Genomic DNA, 21,221 nt, shown 5'->3' on the forward strand with positions numbered 1-21,221 from the left:
ATCCGCTTACGGCTGAAAATAAACTAAATTGTGATCAAAATTATACTGTCAACTGAATAATTTTTGTTAAACTGACTGGAATGAGTACACATATACCATAACTATAAAAAACGGAGTAAAAACAGTAACTTCAACAAGTTATGACTGGTTTGGCGATAGAATCACCCTTACTAAACTTCCTGCAATTTCTGGGAACCTTGAATATTTGGCAATGGTTCTAACGCCGTACTGATGGGAGAGTATTGGCAATAACAGACGACAATTGCATCAAAATCACTGCTGGGGGATTTTGTCTTGTACTCTTCAACCTTGGTTACTTCCCAATCTCCGATGCGGCTGTGGGTGCTAGCATCTGGGAATTGTTTTTGGGCGAACTTGTCAATCCGGTGGTATTCCCTCAGGCGATAACCTGGTTCAGGAATCGGTTTACTCGAAGAGTCAAAGTGTTCAGCTAGGATATCTGTGATGGCTCCCGTATGGGCAAGTATCCGGTTTTCAGCGCCTTCTTCCTCACTCCAGTCAGCACGAAAGATGATGTATTTTCTGCCCATGGTTAATCCTCCAGGTAATTAGGAAATTCCGTTTTGCGCTCAAACACACAATCATATTTGAGTGTATTATCTCCAGTCCGTTCGATTCGCAGCAACGTCCAGCCGTATTTCTTTTCCATCTTGTAACATTTGCCGCGTTTGGTTACAGCATGGCGAGAATCAGGTTGTTCGCTGCGATCGCGTGAGGCTCCGGTCATCTGTTGTGTCCAATGTTAAGATAGATTTCCGAGATCATACAAGATTAGCATCGAGCAGTTCCCTATTATGTCCCCTGAGCAGTCCCCACCCGATCGCCAAAACACTCTGGAAGAAATTCGTGCTACCCGTTTGGAAAAAGTCCAACAGCTTAAAGCGTTGGGAATCGATCCCTATGCTTATCGCTGGGAGCCTACCCATCATGCGGCTGAACTGCAAGAGAAATTCGCGGATCTAGGGAATGGTGAAGAGGTTGATTTTGAAGTCGCGATCGCAGGTCGTATTCTAGCGCGTCGTGTCTTTGGCAAGTTAGCATTCTTCAATCTCCAAGACGAAACTGGAACGATTCAACTTTATCTAGACAAAAAGCGGATTACCGCAACAATGACTGATCTGCCGAATCCCTTCAACAACCTCAAGCAATTCACAGATATTGGGGACATTTTAGGCGTAAAGGGGACAATTAAGCGCACAGATAAAGGTGAACTCTCCGTCTATGTCAGTGAATATGCTATCCTGACCAAATCTCTATTACCCTTACCCGATAAGTGGCATGGTCTCACCGATACCGAAAAGCGCTATCGCCAGCGTTATGTTGACTTGATGGTGAATCCCACTGTTCGGGAAACCTTCCGCCGCCGTGCTAAAATTACTGCTGCCATTCGTCGCTATTTAGAGGATCGTGGCTTTATTGAAATTGAAACCCCTGTCTTTAGTACAGAAGCCGGTGGTGCAGAAGCTCGTCCTTTTATCACCTATCACAATACCCTAGAGATGGAGTTGTACCTGCGAATTGCCACAGAACTCCACCTAAAGCGGTTAATTGTCGGCGGATTTGAAAAGGTATTTGAGTTGGGGCGAATTTTCCGGAACGAGGGAATTTCCACGCGCCACAATCCTGAATTTACCTCAATTGAGGTGTACCAGGCTTACGCCGACTACAACGACATGATGACGTTGACGGAAAATTTAATTACCACCGTCACTCAAGATACTTTGACAACTCTGGAAATTACTTATCAAGGTGAAACAATTAATTTCACTCCTCCCTGGCGTCGAGTCACGATGCATGAGTTGGTGCAGGAAGTGACGGGTTTAGATTTTAGCCAGTTTAAGACATTAGATGAGGCAAAAGTTGCGGCTAAAAAAGTAGGGATTGAAGGGGTAGACGACTGTCCATCACTGGGGAAACTTCTCAACGAATGCTTTGAGCAAAAATGTGAAGAAACTCTGATTCAGCCCACATTTATCCTTGACTTTCCTATAGAAATTTCTCCCCTAGCTAAACCTCACCGTTCTAAGCCGGGATTAGTGGAACGCTTTGAGTTATTTATTGCTGGGCGAGAAACGGCTAATAGCTTTTCTGAATTAACTGATCCGATTGATCAACGGGAACGTTTAGAAGCGCAAGCCGCACGGAAAGCCGCTGGAGACTTGGAAGCGCAAGGGGTTGATGAAGACTTTCTGGCGGCGTTAGAGTACGGAATGCCACCGACAGGGGGTTTAGGAATTGGTATTGATCGCTTGGTGATGCTATTAACGGATTCGGCGAGTATTCGAGATGTGATTGCATTTCCGTTGCTCAAGAGTAGCAGCCGCGATGGTTCTCCTGCACCCTGAGTGAGCGCTAAAAAAGGTAATCTAATACCAACAGGACTTATGCACAAACGCCATTTATGGTAGGGGCTCTTTCATTGCCGTGCCCCTACAGGTAGCGCTCCGATGCTTGAGGTTGACTGTGTTTTTGAGGGTGAAACCGAGTGCGATCGCTGTTTGGTTGTGCCAACGGTATCTGAAACCCAGTGCCGCAATGCTCTGCTAAAGTTGGGTTATAGCCTACCGAACTAGATGCTCCGAAGGGGGCGATCATGACTGTAACGACTAAGAAGCTAACCGTTGAAGAGTATCTGACCTACTCAGACGGGACTGATACCCGCTATGAGTTGGTGAACGGGGAATTAGTAGCAATGAGTATTGGCACCGGGCAACATGGAGAAATCATTGACTTTCTCTATCGGCAAATCGATGCTGAGATCGGGCGTAGCGGACGCGACTGGATTGTTAGACCCGTGGCGATTGGTGTGCGATCGCCTCGTGCTGGCAAGTGGGATACCTCTCGCATTCCCGATTTGACTATTATTCCTAGCCAGCAGTGGCGCGAATTAAGAACCCGCGAGGCTGTTATTGAACTCAACGAACCCCCTCCGATTTTAGTGATAGAAGTCGTTAGCGAATCGACAAAGACCGCAGATTATCGGGCTAAGCGGGTTGAGTACAACGTTTTAAACATTCCAGAATATTGGGTCGTTGACCCACTGACATCAAAGGTGACGATTTTTACCCTGGTTGAGGAACTGTATGAAGGTATGGAGTTCGTTGGTGCTGAGCAGATTGTTTCAGGCACTTTCCCAGAGTTGACTCTGACAGTCGAGCAGATTATTTGGGCTGGAGCAATTCCTAGCGCTGAAGAAAACGAATGAAAGTTACACAATAGCTCGGCTTACTCAGACTTGTTATTCTAGGCTTCAGTAGGGATTCAAAACCAATGCCATGACATCAAAAGTAATTTATCCTCATATCGAGAAAGCGGAAGGTCAACCCGCACGGTTACAGCGAATACCGCGTGTGCGTGTCGCTCAGATTGTCATGGATTATTTGGCTTATGGTTGGTCAGTGGACAGCTTTATAGACGAAACACTAATGTGAGACTTTACAGAAGTCAGCAACACCCCTTAATGCATGAATTCACCAACAGCATCCAATGTTACCAAAGGGTAAAGGCTTTGGATTTGTTTCTTTTTATTCTTTAATTGTAGAACAATCAGGTACTTTTCCAAGATTGCATATAAACAATGCCTTATCCGGCTTTTCCTTACACATAAACAAAATTTGCGATTTACTTGGTAAGTTTTCTTGTATCCAAGTTTGATTAGTGGGGTTAGCAAGAGTTTTACACATTCGTTTATTAGCTGTATTGACCGTAAGAAAAATTCCTTTACGATAGTTGTATTTGGTAATAAACTCTTGAATCTTTAACAGGTCTTTTTGGATATCTGAAAAAGTAAGCTTAGGATTGCTTTTTACTTCAATAATTAGTTCTTGCTGCTCAAAGCTATCTGGACAATGTAGCAGAAAATCAGGGAAATATTCTTTATCAAGAGCCTCAACTCCATACAGGTCTTGCACTTTTTCACTAATCTGTTTTTTCTTAAGTTCTGCCTGAAGGTGGAAAGGTAAAACAGTACTTGAATCGCTTGAATCTGCTGCCACTTCTTTGTCCATTAACAATCTAATTTGATGGTATAATTCATAACAAAATACTCTTTCGCCATATTTAGCAAGGTAGGGTTCTAAAGACTTTCGTCGTAAGTCATCTTCGGAAATATCGTGATAGTTGAATGCAGATTCATTCAAGTCTTCATTGCCGTAATAAATATTATCAACAGCATTAATTGCTCTCCGAAAAATTTTAATAAAAGAGTGAACATCCATATTAGACAGAATATTGTCAGTTATTTCATGAGGGTAATTGCCACATCATTTATCTACTTTATGGGGAAAATTATATTTTTTCTGAATATAGTTTACCTAATTCTGTAAATAATCTAGGCAGTTTTTCTGCATTTTCATCGTACAGCTTTGGCAATTCCTTTTTTGAGTCAATTATATCTGAATATTTTATAAAATCAGGCTCTGCCCACATTTCTTTCCACATAAGTTTTTGGTCAGTAAATACTATGCCGTCTTTAGCAGAACCCCGAATAGTTGTGTCAATCAGGGCTATAACCTTTTCTTCCTCCCCCACTTTTGCATACTGAGACAATGCATTTGATAACTTATCTGGTGGTATGTTAGGGGCAATAAAAACATTATCTTTTCCGGCTATATACCCTTCAATGATTGCTATCAAAGGATGACTAGACTTTTCCAGTAAGGTATAAAGTCGAGCTTCCAACTGTTGGAATATACGTTGAGAGTTGTCCTTGTGTCCTTTAAGAAACTTCCATGCAGCAAAGCCTGCACCAAATGCGATGAGAGCAGCCCCTCCAGTCATTACACCAACTCCGCCAAGGGCAGCCATTATGGAGCTGTAGGCTGCGGCTCCTGATAAAGTACTAATGGCTGTACCTGTGCCAGCTACACCAAAAGCACCTACAGCAGCCCAAGCTGTACCAACAGCAGCAGCACTTGTTAAAGTTCCTGCCACTGCTGCAATCCCTAAATTAACCTTGTCTTCTGTATTCATCTGAGAGACTGAGGCAATCGATACTAAGGCAGCCGCTCCAATTAAAGCCGCTCCACCAGTCGCCACTGCCAATCCACCGAGCATTCCTAACCCGCCCGCAGCTACAGAACCGCCGCCCAACGCAGCTAGAGTAGCATTAGTTGCCGCTGCTCCAGATAAGCTACTGATAGCTGCCCCCGTCCCTGCTTTGATTCCAAAAGTTTTAGCAACGTGAGTAGCTGTTGGAACTATCTTACTTGCCTTTTTGACTGAATCTCCGACTCTCTTGACAGATTCGCTAATATCGTCCTCCGTCGATTCTCCATCTCGCTCAAAGAATCGATCGCGTGCTAGCTTATAAATAATTTTGCAATCATCATGAAGATCAGAATTTAGAATTAGTGAATCTAATGCGGCTAAAGTGGTTTCATCAGAAACTTCTTCACCATCTCTGACTTGAATATAAACAGACAGATACTTTTGTTTATCACTTTCACTAAGTACAGAGCTAATCTGAATCAGATTGACGATAAACAGTTCAACGGTAATTGCTCTCGATGTGGCACTGGAAACTGAGTATCTCTGTTTAAGGTCTAGGGGTAATAGAGAGTTTTGAGCGATAGAGTCAAGCTGGTTTAAAGCCTCAAAATCCGAAATTGCCTCACCTGCTTTCACACATTGATAGGTTCCTCGCAATAATTCCTGTTCAGCTTCACTGAGGTTAGATGCAGTCAGTGTTTCTTCAATAAATTTCTCAATCCCCGTAAGACGAGAGTTCTGGCTTGCCAGACTGTATCGCTGACAAATTTTTGAATCCAAGTCAGAGGATGAAATGATGAAATCTAATAGGTCTAGAGCTGCTAAATCGCCTGTATACTGACCATCTTTTACTAGCTCATATGCACTTTTGCACCTCTTCCTACTAGAGTTTCCTTGAAATTTAGCATTATTAATTAAAAAAGGAATAACATTCTCGTTGTTCAAAAATTTATCATAAAGGGTGTGTAGAACAATAACAATATCATTGCCTTGAACACCACATTTTTTAAGCATCACTTTATCAGCGTCAAGGATTTCAGGCGTGATGTTAATTTTATAAGTTTTACCCGTTCTCAGGGTAACTTTTTGGGTTCCACCTTGACTGACTATATCATAGCCAACATAGATGTGGTATATCTCCTCAAAATCTTGATTTATTTGACTGTCAGGCTGCAAAGCTACCTGCTCAACCTTCTCTTCAATTTCAGCGTTTGAAGTATTTCTCAAGTCGGGATTATTTATTTCAATATGATGATTATTTTTATCTTTATCATCTGATTCTAATTCTCCAAGAGCTGGAAGTTTTATCAATTCATATACTTGCTGCCAAGCTGCGATATCTTCACCTATTTTGCGCCCATATACTTTAACTTTGTTGATAGATTTGAGCTGTAGATTATTGATTTTTTTACATACAAACTCAACTGTTCTTTGTCGATTTAAAGGTTTGCTTGCTTCCAGCAGTAGGTGCAAGCAGTCATCCTTTACGGTAGCTTTCGCAGTGATGCCTACAGTTTGCAGTGATTGATTCAGTAAGGCGGCGATTGCCTTTGCATTACCCTGCTTGGCAAGCTCCAGAAGATTGGATTGAGTCATGGCTAGCAGTCCTAAGTGTTAGGAGCTAATACTTAACTTGCTACAGCATAGCCTAGCGTTCTGTCTTGCAGCAATGTAAACACAGCCGAATGCAGAAGTAGAGAGGATAATCTAGCGAGCGCTACTGCTCTACAGAATCGCCTGTTGCCCCAAAACTGAATCACCAAGCGATCGCACTTTCCTCCCCGAAGTCCATTCCCCAAAGCTGAAGCAGTACGAGGAGCGATCGCCTTCGGCACCAGCGTTAGCGAAGCGAGGCGCTAGCCTAGCTGATCGCTCTCACTCCCATAAGCTACGATAAATCCAAACACCGTTACACAGAAAACCCATGTCTGAGCAAGTGCGTTACATTACCAACGAGCAAGGGGAGCGAGTTGGCGTCTGGTTAGATTTGGACGCCTATAATCGACTAGCGAACCCATTAGCTCTAGATAACGAGTGCTTAATTGGCTTAAGCCAAGATGAACTGCAAGCGTTAGCCGATAGTAAGCTAGCTCCCGCCGCACAAAATCAATTGAACGATTTGCTAGTTCAGAATGCAGAATCTCAGCTTTCTGCCGATGAAGTTGCAAATCTAGACCGTCTCCTAGCACAAGTCGATCAACTAACAATCCTCAAAACCAGAGCCAGATACACTCTGCACTGCCTAGAAACAGTGGCAACGATAGCGTGAGCGCTTATATTCCTGTTGAGCTACAGCGACAAATTCGTACTTAATTTGATAGATTAGATTCGGCTTGTAGTAAGGGCTTTAGCCCTAGATTCCGTTGGGTTTTCTTGCGTCAACCCAACCTACAACCTATCCCACAATTTTAGCTGTGTCAGTCCACTACATAGGGCTTGCTGCACAAAGCCCTTACCCTTGAAAATAAAACTGTAGAGGATGATTCAAGGTTAAGAAAGTGCAAGGTTTGGAGCCTTATACTAAATCCGGGTTAGCCACCCCTTTATAATCTAGTCCGCGCAGGCGGACTTTGTTTGTGTAGCAGCGATTTCAATCGCCTCCTCTTGCATGGGGTTTCCAAGGCGGATTTGGTATTAAGGGGTGAAAAACCTGACGAAGAAGCGAGCGAGACGCTCACACTACCGTTTGGTTCTTTCCTCCGGAACTCCTGAACTCCTGAACTCCTTTTCTCCTACTCCCTACTCAAATGACTTATTCATCGGCGCAATAAAAGTTAACGGCAAAGATCGTCATTGGTCATAATTAGAGTCAGAGGAAATATTTCGGCTAATTAGGTTAACCGTGTAGTTTAGACTAACCAGGAGCAGGAATAGAATTGCTACTTTTATCGACATCGGAGCAAAAAACAAGCAAAATACCAGACAAATTAAGGCAGTGAGTACAGCAGCAACTCGTTCTATTTCTTCAGTGACTTTAATGCTAAGGTAGACAGCGATTAAGGCAATCGATAAGGTGATCAACCAAAGTATCAGCGTCATAAAACTATAGAAGCAATAACTCAAGGATCTGCCTCATACAAACTCTTATGGCAGCAGGACGGAAATCGTGACAGTTTCAGAGATTTTCACATTCTGCTTTCTGCCTTTTTGTACGATGCATATCTTGACTTTAACATCTTTATCTTAACATCTAGACCAGCGTTTTTAGTAATTGAACTCACCTAAATTATCGTAACATTAACGACAAAAAAATATTAGTTTTACAGGGTGACATTGTAACAAAAGGGACAAAACTATTTCTTTTCGGACTTATTACTTGTAACTTCTTAACTTTTAAGAGCGGCTAACTGGGGTTACACAGACTGACACTCTAGGGCATCATGGACATCCATCCCATTACCTTTTTACCTCTTCGGAAAAGTACAGAGTCAGCCAATCCTAAGTAATGGGCTACGAGTAATAGCAAAAAAGATTGACTCATAACCTGATCGAGAAGGTGAGGACAATTGTCAAAGTCTAAACACAGTACTGTAGAACGATTCCAGAGTTCTCGAAATAACTTACAATTTTTGGGTAGAAAAGATATGAGAGAACGGAATCGGCTGAGTGCCGCCTTCTCAAAGTCAGCGCTGGTGTAATTGGCTGGAGAGTGTTGATCTGCCATTTTTATCCTCCTACTAGCCTAGTAGCTCTCCCATATCCAAGATAATGGAGCGAAGCCTATCCTTCCAAAGCTCTGTAAAAAAAACTTTACTTAACAGGGTGGATTGGGGAAGAGAGTCTATTTGCTACTGTTCCCCGACGTAGCCTGCTACGCTATTTACAGGGCTCTCCTGGCGTCCTCAACAACTACTCTTTCACTTGAGTGCCATGACTGCGAGGGTCATCTGAGGATGTCTTTGACGATGACACAGGCGCTTTAAATGTAGAGACTTGTCCATCGCCTTGAGTATAGGGTAATGGTAGATCCGCGACCAAAGCTTCTAAGTTCGCCTCTAAAACCGGGTGAGGTTGTTCCCCAATCGTTTGGGCAATTGCTTCGCCTTGGGCGTCTAAAAACACAAAATGGGGGATACCATCGACTCGATAGTTGAGAATTTCGGGTAACCACTTGCTGTTATCCACATTCAGCATCACAAAATTAACCGAGTCGGTGTACTGTTGTTTCAATTCCCCTAAGTCCTGCGCCATGGCTTGACAAGTGGTACACCAGTTAGCATAGAACTCCATGAAGGTGGGCTTGCCATTGCTGAGTGCGACTTCTAGGGGCGTAGATTCCTCAGCTTGGGCGTCAAGAGAAGCCGAACCCGTCTGTGTTTGTAATCCTAAGAATAGAGCAACGCCAAGAATGATGGCGACTAGGGCAATTATAAAATTTCTCAGTCGAGAGCTGAGATTTGCTTTAGGTGTTTGGGGAGATGGAGATCCGGAGTCGGGGGAATTCGCGGTCATATTTAAGGGCAATTTAACCTACAACTGATCAATTTTTATCAAAACGATCCTTTCCATAGGCTAACAAGACCATGAAAAAACGGCTAACTCTAACCTTTCCCAAACGCACCGTCCAAATGCCAGTAACCTACCGACTGGCAAAGGATTTCAATGTCGCCGCCAATATTATCCGCGCCCAAGTCGCACCCAATCAAATCGGTAAACTGGTGGTGGAACTCTCAGGAGATATTGATCAGCTCGATGCTGCCATTGAGTGGATGCGATCGCACGATATTAATGTATCCCTGGTTGACCGTGAAATTATGATTGATGAAACGAGCTGTGTTGATTGTGGGTTGTGTACAGGTGTGTGTCCCACAGAAGCCTTAACCCTCAATCCCGATACCTTTCGACTTAACTTTACGCGATCGCGTTGTATTGTCTGTGAGCAGTGTATCCCTACTTGTCCGGTTCAGGCAATTTCTACTAATCTGTAGTTATTGATTCATGGTTCATTGGTAATTCAAGGACATAAGACCCATGATAATCAGCGATTGTTCTTTAACAAAGGTCGCACAATCAGAAAACCTGTACCAAATGCGGTGAGGACAATCAGCACGATGGCTACAATTAAAACCCAGCCATTGACCTCTCTATGACTCTCAGAGGCGGATGTACGGCGGGAACGAGACTCTTCCTGTTCAATCACCAAAGTTTCTCTGTAAGGCGAGGAAGGGGCGTCCCACTTAGGATGAGGGGGTGGAACATCAACCCCTAGCCTAGAGGGGGCTGATTTAGGGATTGACGGGGCGGGACGAGGTTCTGAGGGAATCGACTGGCGTCGAGGCATTTGGGCGCCTGTGACGGGTGTCAATGAATCCACAACCTGCTGAAGATGTTGGCTTGATTGCAGGACTTTTTCCACTTCTTGGCGCAGTTTTTGGTTTTGTTTGACCAACTGCTGATTTTGACCATTGAGGGAATCCAACATGGCTTGGGCGGCTTGTAACTCAGCCGCCAGTTCCCGGTATACAGAGATTGGCACCGAAGGGCAATAATTATTGGCAGAGGTTGAGGGGGTATAACGATCAGTTGGCGGATTTTGCATAGAAGGATTAATTGGGGAATTAGAATTCATGGGTCTTGCCAAGCCTCTGTAGAGTCATAAGAGTTTCGATTTTATCGAGGAATAGTCGTAACCTATTTCTGATAAACTCCTAGCTCCATAACTGTGGCATTAATTATACGACGCCTATCTTACAATATTCGCCTCTTTAGGCAATGAGTAAACGCTATTTAACATTAACCCTACTCCCTTGCCCTTTCCGGTCATAAACGGGGCAATACGGCGAAAAAATGCCCCACAGGTCCATATCCTTGACCAATATCGAGAGCGTATTGGAGTGCTGTGGTCACATACTCCTTTGCCAATTGCACGGCGGTGAGTGGGTTTTTCCCCATCGCCAAATTCGCCGCGATCGCACTACTGAGTGTACAGCCTGTACCGTGATTATTCTTTGTCTCAATCCAGGTTGTTTTCAGGGTGTACAACTGGGCTCCATCGAACCAGACATCGACCCCACATAAGTTACCCGTCATCGCACCGCCCTTAACCAAGACAGCTTTTGCTCCCAGTTGATGAATACGTTGGGCAGCCCTTCCCATATCATCCAGGGTATGAATGTCCAAACCGCTGAGCAATTGAGCCTCATAACGGTTTGGTGTGACTATTGTTGCCAGAGGAATCAAACCTTCTCGCAAAGACGTTACCGCCTGATCATCAATCAATTGGTCTCCTGTGCGGGATACCATCACCGGATCAACCACCAACGGGTCAAGATTTAAACCCTGAACCTGGGAAACCACAGCATTAATAATCTCAGCGTTGAGTAACATTCCCGTTTTGGTCGCCTGAGTACCGATATCACGCACCACCGCCTCAATTTGGGCAACGACGGCGGCGACTGGCAAAGCATCCACGCGGTTGACCCCTTGAGTATTCTGGGCGGTGACACAAGTCAAGGCACTCGTTCCATGAACACAGTGAAAGGCAAAGGTTTTCAAATCTGCCTGAATTCCCGCCCCACCTCCGCTATCTGATCCGGCTATTGTCAGCGCTACTGGTACTTGCATGAGTTTTGTCAGTTAACAGTTAACAGTTAACAGTTAACAGTTAACAGTTAGTTAACCGTTAACAGGAAGTGTTTTGAGTTAACTCCTCATCTCTCCCATCTTCCTCTTCCTTCTACCGTCTCCTAACTTCTGGGAAAACGACGCCGTTGCAAAAATTCGGGAATATCTAGCCCCGGTCGGTTTTTCGGTTCGGGTTCAGGGGTTGGCGGATTAGGTTTCGGTGTGATCGGTCGCGTATAACGGGGAATTTCTTTGACAGGTGGGGGCGGTGGCGCTTCACCACTAAAGCCCGTGGCAATCACGGTAATTCTAATCTCACCTTGAAGCCTGTCATCAATCACAGCACCAAAAATAATATTGGCGTTAGGATCAACCACTTCGTAGATTGTTTCTGCCGCTGCATTAACTTCGTGTAACGTCAGATCACTACCACCTGTAATATTAAAGACCACCCCTCTAGCGCCTTCTACTGAAGACTCCAGTAGGGGCGAGGAAATCGCCGCCACAGCCGCTTCTCTAGCGCGGGATTTACCTGAACCCACACCAATTCCCATTAACGCCGAACCTGCGTCTGCCATAACAGCTCGCACGTCAGCAAAATCGACATTCACTAACCCCGGAACGGTGATAATGTCTGAGATTCCCTGCACACCCTGACGCAGGATATCATCAGCCACTCTAAAGGCATCTTGAACCGGTGTTTGTTCAGAAATCACCGACAAGAGCTTATTATTGGGAATCACGATTAGAGTATCGACGCGGCTTTGCAGTGCCGCAATTCCTTCCTCGGCTTGAGAAGTACGGCGGCGTCCCTCAAAGGTGAAGGGACGAGTCACAACGCCCACTGTTAAAGCGCCGAGTTCTTTCGCAATCTCTGCCACAATTGGCGCCGCCCCCGTTCCTGTACCACCGCCCATCCCGGCTGTGATGAAAACTAAATCGGACTCGGCTAAGGCTTGGGCAATTTCATCGCGAGATTCTTCCGCCGCTTTTTGACCAATGGCTGGATTTCCGCCTGCACCGAGTCCCCGGGTTAATTTTTGACCCACCTGCAAGCGTTTGGCGGCGGAGTTTTGGGAGAGGGCTTGAGAATCGGTATTAATCGACCAAAACTCGATCCCAGCCACTTCACTGGCAATCATTCGGTTGACCGCGTTTCCGCCTCCACCACCGACACCAACAACTTTAATTTTGGCAACACTACCTGGCAAAATGTTGTCACTCCTCGTGTCTTCCCTGGGAATCCCCTTGGAATCATAATCATGGGGTTGACCAAACTGCAACCCAGAGTTACTGAAGGGATGGGTATTTTCCACTCCAACTGAAAGATCGGTATTCAGCGTGATAGGAGAGCTTTGATGGACAAGCCCTAGTTTACTATTAAGCGTCATTGCAATAGGTCAGGGTTGATAATCAACTTTATCAGTTATATGTAGCAATCTGAGTCAACTATAGGGTAAGTCGATCGAAAAACCAACGAACACCCCTGTTTGTTGTTAAGACTCTTGAAGGGTGCTCTCCTCAAGAGTTGCCAAAATTGGCATAGCTGAATTCTCTTTTATACCACTCTTCCCGCCACGGTTAGTCATGATCAGGTTTAGATGTCTCACTTGGCATCCTCATCTGAATCACCGGACGGTCTGGGTTTTTGAGATCAATATAGGCGATTTGGCTTTGTTGAAGATGAGTGGGTAACTGTCGCATACGATCCAAGACTGCCAGTTGCTCCGCCAACTGGGAACTATCCGATCCTAAGTGAACATTTCCTAACTCGGTTTTCAAGATTAAATTAGCTGGATTTCGCCAATCAATTTCCAGGACTTTGACGGGAGAGTGGTGGATGACCTGATACACTTGCGACCAGTAAGGACGATAGTATTCATTTTGACCCCTTACTTGCAGCGTGGGCAACTCCACATTGGCTTTGAGAGAATGATAGCTACTTTGGGGTATCCAGACACCCCGTTCATCCAAAAAGCCTGGTTCTGAGGTCACCTGAGTTTGCCCCTGTGCAGCTAAAGCTATCCCCTGTGCGATCGCAACGGGCTGGCGCTCTTGCACTTGAATGGTCAATCCTGGGGGTATGAGTTGACGGGTTACTGTCGCTCTGGCAATGGGTGCGGCGCCCTCAAGCACCTCCGCGATCGCTTGGGGTTCCACGCGCAATAGGGACTGAGGATAGGATAAGGGGAGCAGGGAACGAATTGCTTGAGTTGAGAGAAATTGATTGCCCTCAATGTCAATCTGTTCCGGTTGGCGAATCACCCAGTCGGGCAAGGTAATCGCCCAAATCAAACCACTAGCCATACCGCCAACCATGAGCGATCGCCACAGAGCCTGAAAAAATTTAATTCGGCGTGCGCGTCGTAACTGTTGTCGCCGATTGCTGATTTGTGCTTGGGAAACTGATGCAATGTTTGCCATCTACTACCGCTAGAGGTTCCAAATATATCAATGCCACCATCCTACTTTCCCTTGCCAGGAGATTGACATTCTGCCCCACTAACCTTAACGGATGAGGAAATTTTTTCTTCCCTGGTTTCCTTTTCTTGCCGTTGTCATCAAACCGGGCGATGGCTGACTAAGCTGGTTGTGCTGATGCTTGTCATGCCATTGATCTGATTACACTATCATGGTGCAATCGTTATTGCAAGCCAACTTGCTCAGGCGTTATCAAGGTATAAGGGAGACAGGGGGACAAGATTTTAGAGGGTCAGTTATTTTTGTGAGGTTTTCCTCACTACTCTAACTGGGGGATCACATCCGGGCTATTGATACTAAGGGGGGGTATTACCCCTACGCATAAGGGTTCAGTCAATGATTTACTCTCTACTTGAATCAGGTGACTCAAGAGTCTTGCTTTATGAAACTGCATCTACCTACTTTTTTCAAAGCCTGTAACCCAGCTAGAACTCTAGTTATGGGCAATCCAGAGGATCGTCAGTACTATATTAATTTTTCCTCCGTGCGGGGCGGCAAAATTATCGAAGCCTTAGGACGAACGATCGCGCGACTTTCACCGGATGAACCCACCTGCCAACTCTTTACTGGACATATTGGCTGTGGCAAGTCTACCGAATTGTTTCGATTAAAGGCTCAGTTAGAGGAGCAACAATTTCACGTTGTCTATTTCGAGTCGTCTCAAGACTTGGACATGGCAGATGTTGATATTAGCGATATTTTGCTCAGCATCGCTCGGTCGGTGAGTGAAAACCTAGAAGCGATCGGGATTCATCTCCAACCCCGGTACTTTAACAAACTCTTCAACGAGATTAACGACTTCTTACAGACGCCTATCGATGTGGATGTAGCCGCTGAACTTTCCGTGGGCATTGCCAAAATTACGGCTAAAACTAAAGATAGCCCTCAATTGCGCGAACAGCTTAGACAGCACCTAGAGCCTCGCACTCAAGGTATTTTACAGGCGATTAATACCGAAATCATTGAACCGGCGATAAAAAAGCTTAAACAACGCGGGAAACAAGGGTTAGTTGTCATTATAGACAATTTGGATCGGGTTGATCCCAGGCGGGTTCATGGGGATCGATTGCAGCCTGAATACCTGTTTATCGACCGAGGCTCTCAATTGCGACGTTTACGGTGTCATCTGGTTTATACCGTACCCTTAGCGTTGATGTTCTCTAACGAGTACGAAACCCTCAAGAATCGTTTGGGAGGGGGTGTCGCTCCCAAAGTGTTGCCCATGGTGCCGATCGGGTTTCGAGATGGTCGTGAGTTCCCCCAAGGTATGGCATTACTCCGACAACTCGTTTTAGCCCGTGCCTTTCCCACGGTTTCTCCGGAAGACCGCTTAAATTTAATCCCAGAGGTTTTTGACAGTCCCGAAACCCTAGACCGCCTCTGTCGGATTAGTGGGGGTCACATCCGCAACTTATTGGGACTGCTGTATAACTGCCTGCAACAAGAAGATCCACCCTTTTCTCGCGAATGCTTAGAAAGCGTAATTAAGGGATACCGTGACGATCTGGCGTTAGCGGTTGAGGATCCAGAATGGCAGTTACTCTTTCAGGTCGTTCAACAGCAGTTCATTCGAGGTGAAAAAGAATATCAAACCTTGCTACGCAGCATGTTTGTCTATGAATACCGCGATGACTTGGGTCGCTGGTTTGGAGTGAACCCAGCTTTAGCCGAGACTGCCCGGTTTAAATCTGTCGCCGCCGTGAGCCAGAGCGCGTAGTGTCCAGGGGGAGTAGAGACGTAAGGCGTGAAACGTCTAGGAGCGGGGGGAGCTGGGGGAGTTAACTCACGCACTATGCCCTATGCGCGAAGCGAAGGGTCAAAACTTCCCCAATCCCAAAGCAGTGATCTAAATCACATTTATCATAAAATTTTGTCACGATTTTTATCAGTTGATCTCACTGTTTAATTGAATCAGAACTTGTTAAATTATCTGCGTCTAAGTTTTAATTTTAGAAGTGGCTTGAGTGGCTAAATTAATAGTTTTTATATTATCAAAGATAGGATTTAATAAAAAGTAAATACTAAAAATAGTCAAGCCGACCCAATTAAGCCAATAGAGGTATTATTGGTTTGCTTTCTGTTTTTTTTTGCCGTCCGTAATTAATTTCCCTTGGTAAAACTTTTTTCCTCAACGAGAACCAACTAGGAGTAGTCACATTTTGATAGGAATGAAGGAGCAAGAGAGAGCCGAAGAAATAGTCTTAGCCAATGAGCGTTCATTATCCACCCTCGCTCGGGCAATCACCTTGTCTGAAGGACAATTTGCCCTGATTTTAGTTCGCTGCAACTATCAGTGCTGCAAGCAACCCCTATGGCAGAAACTCCAAGGGCTGACGGGAATTCCCTTGAAACAGTTAGTGCTTCAAGAATCTAGTCAAACCTTATATACCGTTATCCTAGACGCGATCGCGCCAGAGGAGGTATCTGCCTTGCTCGTATTTGGTCTAGAATCCGTAACGGCAATTGATCCGGTCTTAATTTCCACAAATCAGGTACGAGACGAATTTCCTAAAAGTTTTACCTTTCCCATCGTTTTATGGGTCACGGATGAATTACTCCACAAATTAGCTCGATTTGCGCCCGATTTTAAAAGTTGGGCTGCCACCTCGATTAAATTTGAACTAGCAACAGCCGAATTGTTGCACTTATGGGAGCAAACGACAGAGGAACTTTTCACCACCCTTTTAGATAAAAATGTCGGTGAATTTTTGTCCAATGAGGCGCTCAAGTTGGCGCCAGGATGCCAGCGTCGTCAAGAACTCGAATCAGCATTACGGGATTTGCAGGCGCGTGATGTGAGTCTAGAACCTGCCCAATATGCGACATGGCAATTTATTTTGGCTAGAGATGCCTTTCGTCATGACCTAATTGAAGTTGCCCTTGAGCAGTATCAACGGAGTCTAGACGTTTGGCAACAGATTCAGTGTGCTGTATCCGATGACATCCCTAAACAATCCTTAGAACGGATTGGCATATTGCTATGTCATCTAGGCTGGTGTTATTGTCGTCAAGCTCAATTACACCCCAATCACAAATATAGAAGTTGGGAGAGAGCCAGAGAATTTTGGCAAGGGGGGATTGACATCTTTACGACGGCGGGACGCTTGGATTGGGTTGCCCATTTAACCATTCAACTGGGTGAAGTCTTGCAAAATCTGCAAAATTGGGCAGATTTACAAGCGCTGGCACTTCAGTCTTTGGCGCAGTCTCAAACCCAAGACAACGCCGCTCAATTACCACAAGCTTACGGTTTTTTAGCGGCTGTGGCATTAGAAGAATCCAACTGGGAGGATGCCAAAGTCTTCGCGCAAACGGCGTTAGACATTTTGGAGAATTCTCAATTATTTCAGCCTCAGCATCAGGGATGGTATTTACTCATCCGTGCCAAAGCCCAGCGTCAACTGGGTGAATCGACGGCTGCTATTGCGGATTTAGAGACAGCGTTAACGGTAGAGGGGTTACTCCCCAAAGCTCCCCATCAGTCTCCCCAGCTTTATCTCGACATTCTCCAACAACTGCGATCGCTCTACTTTGATCACCAGAAATACCTACGAGCCTTTGAACTCAAGCAAAAACAGCGCTCTTTAGAACAACAGTATGGCTTTTTTACCTTTCTCGGTGCAGCACCCTTACTCTCTGGACGAGCTGAGCAACAATTATCGCCCCTGGAAATAGCCGCCGCTGGGCGATTGCCTGATGTGAATCGACTCTTGGAACGCCTAAGCCGCAACGATCACAAACTAACCGTGATTCATGGCTCCTCTGGCGTTGGTAAGAGTTCTCTCATTCATGCGGGATTAGTCCCCGCCTTAGCCAGTCGCACGATTAGCGCCAGAGAAGTTATCCCCGTAGTGCAAAAAGTCTATCGTGATTGGCGGGGAGAGTTTTCTCGACAACTCACCCAGGGGTTAGGCTGCACCACTTATCCCTCATCAGATACCGCCTTAGAACCCCAATCGCTGACCCAACTGCCAACCAGTCTAGACCAGTTGCAGCAGGCGGCTGATGGCAATGTCCTGATCGTTCTGATTTTTGATCAGTTTGAAGAATTTTTTTTCGTCTGTACTGACTTAGAACAACGACGCCAGTTTTATGGATTTTTGGAACATTGCCTCAATCTTCCCTTTGTCAAAGTTATTTTATCCCTGCGAGAAGATTACCTGCATTACCTGCTCGAATGCGAACGCTACACCAATTTGAGTGCCATCAACAACAATATTTTGGATCGGCAACTTCGTTATCACCTGGGTGATCTGTCCCCACAGGAAGCGAAAAATGTCATTTCTACCCTTGCTTCTGGGTCTCAGTTTAAGTTAGACGACGCCCTAATTGATGCCCTGGTTCAGGATTTAGCCTCACCGACACAAAGCGTGCGACTGATTGAATTACAAGTGGTGGGTATGCAACTACAAGCGGAAAAAATTACCACCCTGGCGCAATACCAAGCCCTAGGCACGAATCCCAAGGCAACCTTAGTCGAACGCTGGCTCATAAGTGCCATTGCCGATTGTGGATCTGAGAACGCAGATACGGTTTGGCATGTCTTATTTTCACTGACGGATGACCGAGGAACTCGTCCCCTGAAAACTCAAACCGAGTTGGAATCGGGGACAAAGGATTTGGATATGGGACAAACACCGTCCCCCTCTATTGCCAACTCCCTACCCCCACTTCCCCTAATTCTGGAGATTTTGGTCGGCGCCGGATTGTTATTTCGCCTGCCCGATGAACCAGAGGATCGATATCAGCTTGTTCACGATTACTTAGTCGCACCCATCCGCCACCATTACAAAAAACGCCGCAAGCTCACTCTTGTGACACGGCTACAGAATAGTCAGATGGAACTCTTACGAATTCGCAAACAGCGACTGGGTGCCATCGCCGTCGGTATGGCGATGGCAGTTCTGGCAGTTACGGCTGGGGGTTTAGGGTGGCGGGCTGAGGTGCAACGCCGACGTGCTGAGACTCTGACGTTTAATGCACAATTGGGTGCAATTAGTGCGTCCTCAGAAGCTCTATTTGCTTCCGGAAAGGAATTTGATGCTCTGCTGGAAGGGCTAAGAGCCGCTAGACAGCTTAAGCACGTTACTGTACAGGTTGAACCAGATACCCACCTGCAAGTGATTGCCGCCCTCTCCCAAGCCGTAGACTCGGTGACGGAGCGAAATCGTTTAGAAGGACATAGTGATATCGTCTGGGATGTGAGCTTTTCTCCTGATGGAGAACTGATTGCCTCAGCCAGCCGCGATGGTAGGGTGAAATTATGGCGTCCTGATGGCACCTTGGTCACTACCCTGCAAGGGCATCAAGATAGCGTCACCAGTGTTTCGTTTAGTCCAGATAGCCAGCTCATTGCATCGAGTAGTTGGGATGGTACAGTCAAGCTTTGGCGTCGTGATGGCACCCTCGTCCGCACTCTGAGCGGGCATAACGATTATATTTACAGCGTTACCTTTAGTCCCAACGGTAAACGCTTAGCCTCCACAGGTGCGGATGGTACGGTGCGACTGTGGCAAGTGGATGGTCAGTTAATCCGTACCATTTCGGCTCACAAAAACGGAGCGCAATGGGTTAGCTTTAGTCCCAATGGTGAGATCCTGGCTTCCGCCGGAAGCGATCAAACCATCAAATTGTGGACAGAAGATGGTCAACTGTGGAAAACCCTCACGGGACACAAGGGTAAGGTTAACAGCGTCGCGTTTAGTCCCGATGGTCAATTGATTGCCTCAGCTAGCGATGATCGCACCGTGAAACTGTGGAATACTCAAGGTCAGCTCATCAAAACCCTATCCCAGCCGGAACGCTGGGTGTTGAACGTGACATTTAGCGCCGACAGTCAGTTGATTGCAGCAGCAAGTGCCGATAATACGGTGAGACTGTGGAATCGCGACGGGATGTTACTGAAAACCTTTAAAGGACACAGCGATAGAGTAACTGCTGTAAGTTTTAGTCCCACAAAACAGGCACAAGAAACCCCAAACTCACCAGAAACTCCTGTCATCCTCGCGTCTGCCAGCTATGATAAAACCATCAAACTTTGGCAACTTCGTCAACAGTCTCAGTTAATTTTACGAGGGCATGACGATGATGTGGTAGATGTTACCTTTTCTCCTGATGGAGAATTGATTGCGACGGCGAGTAACGATAAAACTGTCAAAGTTTGGAATCGCCTGGGTCAACTGCTTTCTACTTTAAACGGACATACTGAACGGATTTATAGCGTTAGTTTTAGTCCTGACGGTGAACGCATTGCTTCAGCTAGTCGAGATGGTACGATTCGGCTTTGGAATCGACAGGGACAATTCCTTAAGGTGTTAAATGGTCATCAGGATTGGGTCTTGGATGTTAGTTTTAGTCCTGATTCTCAACAGCTTGCCTCAGCGAGTCGGGATAAAACGGTTAAACTTTGGACAAGGGATGGAGTTTTGATTAAAACATTAAAGGGACATCAATCCCGCGTCAATGGGGTGAGTTTTAGTCCCGATGGTCAGCTATTGGCGTCTGCTAGTGATGACCAAACCGTAAAGTTGTGGACGGTAAATGGACAATTACTGAAAACCTTACAGGGTCATAGTAATTGGGTTTTAGATGTCAGCTTCTCCGCAGACTCCGAGTTATTAGCGTCAGCTAGTTATGACAATACGGTAAAAGTCTGGAATCGCCAGGGTAAACTGCAAACCACGCTGAAAGGGTCTACTGATAGTGTGGCGCGGGTTCAGTTCAGTCCTAGGGGAAATATTCTAGCCACCACAAGTTGGGATAATCGGGTACAAATCTGGCGGCTGGATGATACTTTAGTGAAAACCTGGGAAGCTGAGGAGGGGCGCGTCACAAGTGTGAGTTGGAGCCAGGATGGTCAAGCCTTGGCTGTTGGCACTGAAGATAATATGGCAATTGTCTGGAATTTAGATTTAGAGAATCTGTTATCCAAAAGTTGTAATTGGCTGCGAGATTATCTCAATCATAATCCAGATGTGAAACAGAGTAATCGTGAGCTTTGTCAACCCATTGCGGGTGAGAAGGTCACCCCATAATTTACTGAGACGATAAACCTTGATGGGTATACAGTGTAGCGATTTAGTCAAGGCAACTAGGGAGGAATTTCCCAGCACCCATCAGCAGATAAAACTCAACAGCCATTACATCCGGACGGCAAGCAAGCTAGG

17 protein-coding genes and 1 pseudogene are annotated in these 21,221 nt (G+C 45.7%); 7 read left to right on the top strand and 11 right to left on the bottom strand.

Annotated features, from left to right (window positions below; translation table 11 throughout):
* Nucleotides 1–170: 170 nt before the first annotated feature.
* The gene (locus RID09_RS24225) at nucleotides 171–551 is read right to left on the bottom strand and encodes a hypothetical protein (RefSeq protein ID WP_446338475.1); all 381 of its coding nucleotides are present in this window, start codon (nucleotides 549–551) and stop codon (nucleotides 171–173) included.
* Between the two features lie 2 nt (nucleotides 552–553).
* Nucleotides 554–748, bottom strand: a complete 195-nt coding sequence (locus RID09_RS24230) for a hypothetical protein (RefSeq protein WP_446338476.1) — start codon at nucleotides 746–748, stop codon at nucleotides 554–556.
* A gap of 67 nt (nucleotides 749–815) precedes the next feature.
* Here RID09_RS24230 and lysS point away from each other — a divergent pair, with 67 nt between their 5' ends.
* The 3 genes and pseudogenes from lysS to RID09_RS24245 all read left to right on the top strand — a co-directional run.
* Complete coding sequence (gene lysS / locus RID09_RS24235) at nucleotides 816–2,366, top strand: lysine--tRNA ligase (RefSeq protein WP_446338477.1); 1,551 nt, start codon at nucleotides 816–818, stop codon at nucleotides 2,364–2,366.
* A 248-nt stretch (nucleotides 2,367–2,614) separates the two neighbouring features.
* Nucleotides 2,615–3,226 carry a Uma2 family endonuclease gene (locus tag RID09_RS24240; protein WP_446338478.1) on the top strand — a complete coding sequence of 204 codons (612 nt, stop codon included), beginning with the start codon at nucleotides 2,615–2,617 and terminating at the stop codon, nucleotides 3,224–3,226.
* 70 nt (nucleotides 3,227–3,296) lie between these two features.
* Nucleotides 3,297–3,446 (top strand): annotated as a pseudogene (locus RID09_RS24245) (DUF433 domain-containing protein); the annotation flags it as partial.
* Nucleotides 3,447–3,545: 99 nt separating this feature from the next.
* Here the strand turns inward: RID09_RS24245 and RID09_RS24250 are convergent.
* Together RID09_RS24250 and RID09_RS24255 are read right to left on the bottom strand one after the other, a co-directional pair.
* The gene (locus RID09_RS24250; protein ID WP_446338479.1) at nucleotides 3,546–4,238 is read right to left on the bottom strand and encodes a hypothetical protein; all 693 of its coding nucleotides are present in this window, start codon (nucleotides 4,236–4,238) and stop codon (nucleotides 3,546–3,548) included.
* Between the two features lie 70 nt (nucleotides 4,239–4,308).
* A complete protein-coding gene (locus RID09_RS24255) occupies nucleotides 4,309–6,606 on the bottom strand; it encodes a hypothetical protein (RefSeq protein ID WP_446338480.1) in 2,298 nt (765 codons plus the stop codon).
* A gap of 328 nt (nucleotides 6,607–6,934) precedes the next feature.
* Here RID09_RS24255 and RID09_RS24260 point away from each other — a divergent pair, with 328 nt between their 5' ends.
* The gene (locus RID09_RS24260) at nucleotides 6,935–7,279 is read left to right on the top strand and encodes a hypothetical protein (protein WP_446338481.1); all 345 of its coding nucleotides are present in this window, start codon (nucleotides 6,935–6,937) and stop codon (nucleotides 7,277–7,279) included.
* 521 nt (nucleotides 7,280–7,800) lie between these two features.
* Here RID09_RS24260 and RID09_RS24265 read toward each other — a convergent pair.
* The 3 genes from RID09_RS24265 to RID09_RS24275 all read right to left on the bottom strand — a co-directional run bounded on the left by RID09_RS24265 (nucleotide 7,801) and on the right by RID09_RS24275 (nucleotide 9,462).
* Nucleotides 7,801–8,049 carry a hypothetical protein gene (locus RID09_RS24265; RefSeq protein ID WP_446338482.1) on the bottom strand — a complete coding sequence of 83 codons (249 nt, stop codon included), beginning with the start codon at nucleotides 8,047–8,049 and terminating at the stop codon, nucleotides 7,801–7,803.
* A gap of 331 nt (nucleotides 8,050–8,380) precedes the next feature.
* A complete protein-coding gene (locus tag RID09_RS24270; protein ID WP_446338483.1) occupies nucleotides 8,381–8,674 on the bottom strand; it encodes a hypothetical protein in 294 nt (97 codons plus the stop codon).
* 185 nt (nucleotides 8,675–8,859) lie between these two features.
* A complete protein-coding gene (locus RID09_RS24275) occupies nucleotides 8,860–9,462 on the bottom strand; it encodes a thioredoxin family protein (protein WP_446338484.1) in 603 nt (200 codons plus the stop codon).
* A 71-nt stretch (nucleotides 9,463–9,533) separates the two neighbouring features.
* Here RID09_RS24275 and RID09_RS24280 point away from each other — a divergent pair, with 71 nt between their 5' ends.
* Nucleotides 9,534–9,938 carry an NIL domain-containing protein gene (locus RID09_RS24280; RefSeq protein ID WP_446338485.1) on the top strand — a complete coding sequence of 135 codons (405 nt, stop codon included), beginning with the start codon at nucleotides 9,534–9,536 and terminating at the stop codon, nucleotides 9,936–9,938.
* Nucleotides 9,939–9,988: 50 nt separating this feature from the next.
* On the opposite strand, the gene RID09_RS24285 is transcribed toward RID09_RS24280, so the two are convergent.
* The 4 genes from RID09_RS24285 to RID09_RS24300 all read right to left on the bottom strand — a co-directional run bounded on the left by RID09_RS24285 (nucleotide 9,989) and on the right by RID09_RS24300 (nucleotide 13,998).
* Nucleotides 9,989–10,579, bottom strand: a complete 591-nt coding sequence (locus RID09_RS24285) for a hypothetical protein (protein WP_446338486.1) — start codon at nucleotides 10,577–10,579, stop codon at nucleotides 9,989–9,991.
* Between the two features lie 191 nt (nucleotides 10,580–10,770).
* Nucleotides 10,771–11,574 (bottom strand): bifunctional hydroxymethylpyrimidine kinase/phosphomethylpyrimidine kinase, encoded by an 804-nt coding sequence (gene thiD / locus RID09_RS24290; RefSeq protein WP_446338487.1) that lies wholly within the window; start codon nucleotides 11,572–11,574, stop codon nucleotides 10,771–10,773.
* A 122-nt stretch (nucleotides 11,575–11,696) separates the two neighbouring features.
* Nucleotides 11,697–12,965, bottom strand: coding sequence for a cell division protein FtsZ (gene ftsZ / locus RID09_RS24295; RefSeq protein ID WP_446338488.1), 1,269 nt, complete (start codon nucleotides 12,963–12,965; stop codon nucleotides 11,697–11,699).
* Between the two features lie 190 nt (nucleotides 12,966–13,155).
* Entirely contained in the window at nucleotides 13,156–13,998 is an 843-nt protein-coding gene (locus RID09_RS24300) for a cell division protein FtsQ/DivIB (protein ID WP_446338489.1), read from the bottom strand.
* 439 nt (nucleotides 13,999–14,437) lie between these two features.
* On the opposite strand from RID09_RS24300, the gene RID09_RS24305 reads away from it, so the two are divergent.
* Together RID09_RS24305 and RID09_RS24310 are read left to right on the top strand one after the other, a co-directional pair.
* Nucleotides 14,438–15,772 carry a P-loop NTPase fold protein gene (locus RID09_RS24305; protein WP_446338490.1) on the top strand — a complete coding sequence of 445 codons (1,335 nt, stop codon included), beginning with the start codon at nucleotides 14,438–14,440 and terminating at the stop codon, nucleotides 15,770–15,772.
* Between the two features lie 451 nt (nucleotides 15,773–16,223).
* Nucleotides 16,224–21,089 carry a WD40 domain-containing protein gene (locus tag RID09_RS24310; protein WP_446338491.1) on the top strand — a complete coding sequence of 1,622 codons (4,866 nt, stop codon included), beginning with the start codon at nucleotides 16,224–16,226 and terminating at the stop codon, nucleotides 21,087–21,089.
* Nucleotides 21,090–21,221: the final 132 nt, after the last annotated feature.

This window comes from Coleofasciculus sp. G1-WW12-02, assembly GCF_040219735.1.
Taxonomy (GTDB): Bacteria; Cyanobacteriota; Cyanobacteriia; order Cyanobacteriales; family Coleofasciculaceae; genus Coleofasciculus.

What these genes read in the sequence shown, in the direction of transcription:
- RID09_RS24225 (WP_446338475.1), bottom strand. Translation starts at nt 551, where the DNA reads ATGGGCAGAAAATACATCATCTTTCGTGCTGACTGGAGTGAGGAAGAA.
- RID09_RS24230 (WP_446338476.1), bottom strand. Translation starts at nt 748, where the DNA reads ATGACCGGAGCCTCACGCGATCGCAGCGAACAACCTGATTCTCGCCAT.
- lysS (WP_446338477.1), top strand. Translation starts at nt 816, where the DNA reads ATGTCCCCTGAGCAGTCCCCACCCGATCGCCAAAACACTCTGGAAGAA.
- RID09_RS24240 (WP_446338478.1), top strand. Translation starts at nt 2,615, where the DNA reads ATGACTGTAACGACTAAGAAGCTAACCGTTGAAGAGTATCTGACCTAC.
- RID09_RS24250 (WP_446338479.1), bottom strand. Translation starts at nt 4,238, where the DNA reads ATGGATGTTCACTCTTTTATTAAAATTTTTCGGAGAGCAATTAATGCT.
- RID09_RS24255 (WP_446338480.1), bottom strand. Translation starts at nt 6,606, where the DNA reads ATGACTCAATCCAATCTTCTGGAGCTTGCCAAGCAGGGTAATGCAAAG.
- RID09_RS24260 (WP_446338481.1), top strand. Translation starts at nt 6,935, where the DNA reads ATGTCTGAGCAAGTGCGTTACATTACCAACGAGCAAGGGGAGCGAGTT.
- RID09_RS24265 (WP_446338482.1), bottom strand. Translation starts at nt 8,049, where the DNA reads ATGACGCTGATACTTTGGTTGATCACCTTATCGATTGCCTTAATCGCT.
- RID09_RS24270 (WP_446338483.1), bottom strand. Translation starts at nt 8,674, where the DNA reads ATGGCAGATCAACACTCTCCAGCCAATTACACCAGCGCTGACTTTGAG.
- RID09_RS24275 (WP_446338484.1), bottom strand. Translation starts at nt 9,462, where the DNA reads ATGACCGCGAATTCCCCCGACTCCGGATCTCCATCTCCCCAAACACCT.
- RID09_RS24280 (WP_446338485.1), top strand. Translation starts at nt 9,534, where the DNA reads ATGAAAAAACGGCTAACTCTAACCTTTCCCAAACGCACCGTCCAAATG.
- RID09_RS24285 (WP_446338486.1), bottom strand. Translation starts at nt 10,579, where the DNA reads ATGAATTCTAATTCCCCAATTAATCCTTCTATGCAAAATCCGCCAACT.
- thiD (WP_446338487.1), bottom strand. Translation starts at nt 11,574, where the DNA reads ATGCAAGTACCAGTAGCGCTGACAATAGCCGGATCAGATAGCGGAGGT.
- ftsZ (WP_446338488.1), bottom strand. Translation starts at nt 12,965, where the DNA reads ATGACGCTTAATAGTAAACTAGGGCTTGTCCATCAAAGCTCTCCTATC.
- RID09_RS24300 (WP_446338489.1), bottom strand. Translation starts at nt 13,998, where the DNA reads ATGGCAAACATTGCATCAGTTTCCCAAGCACAAATCAGCAATCGGCGA.
- RID09_RS24305 (WP_446338490.1), top strand. Translation starts at nt 14,438, where the DNA reads ATGAAACTGCATCTACCTACTTTTTTCAAAGCCTGTAACCCAGCTAGA.
- RID09_RS24310 (WP_446338491.1), top strand. Translation starts at nt 16,224, where the DNA reads ATGAAGGAGCAAGAGAGAGCCGAAGAAATAGTCTTAGCCAATGAGCGT.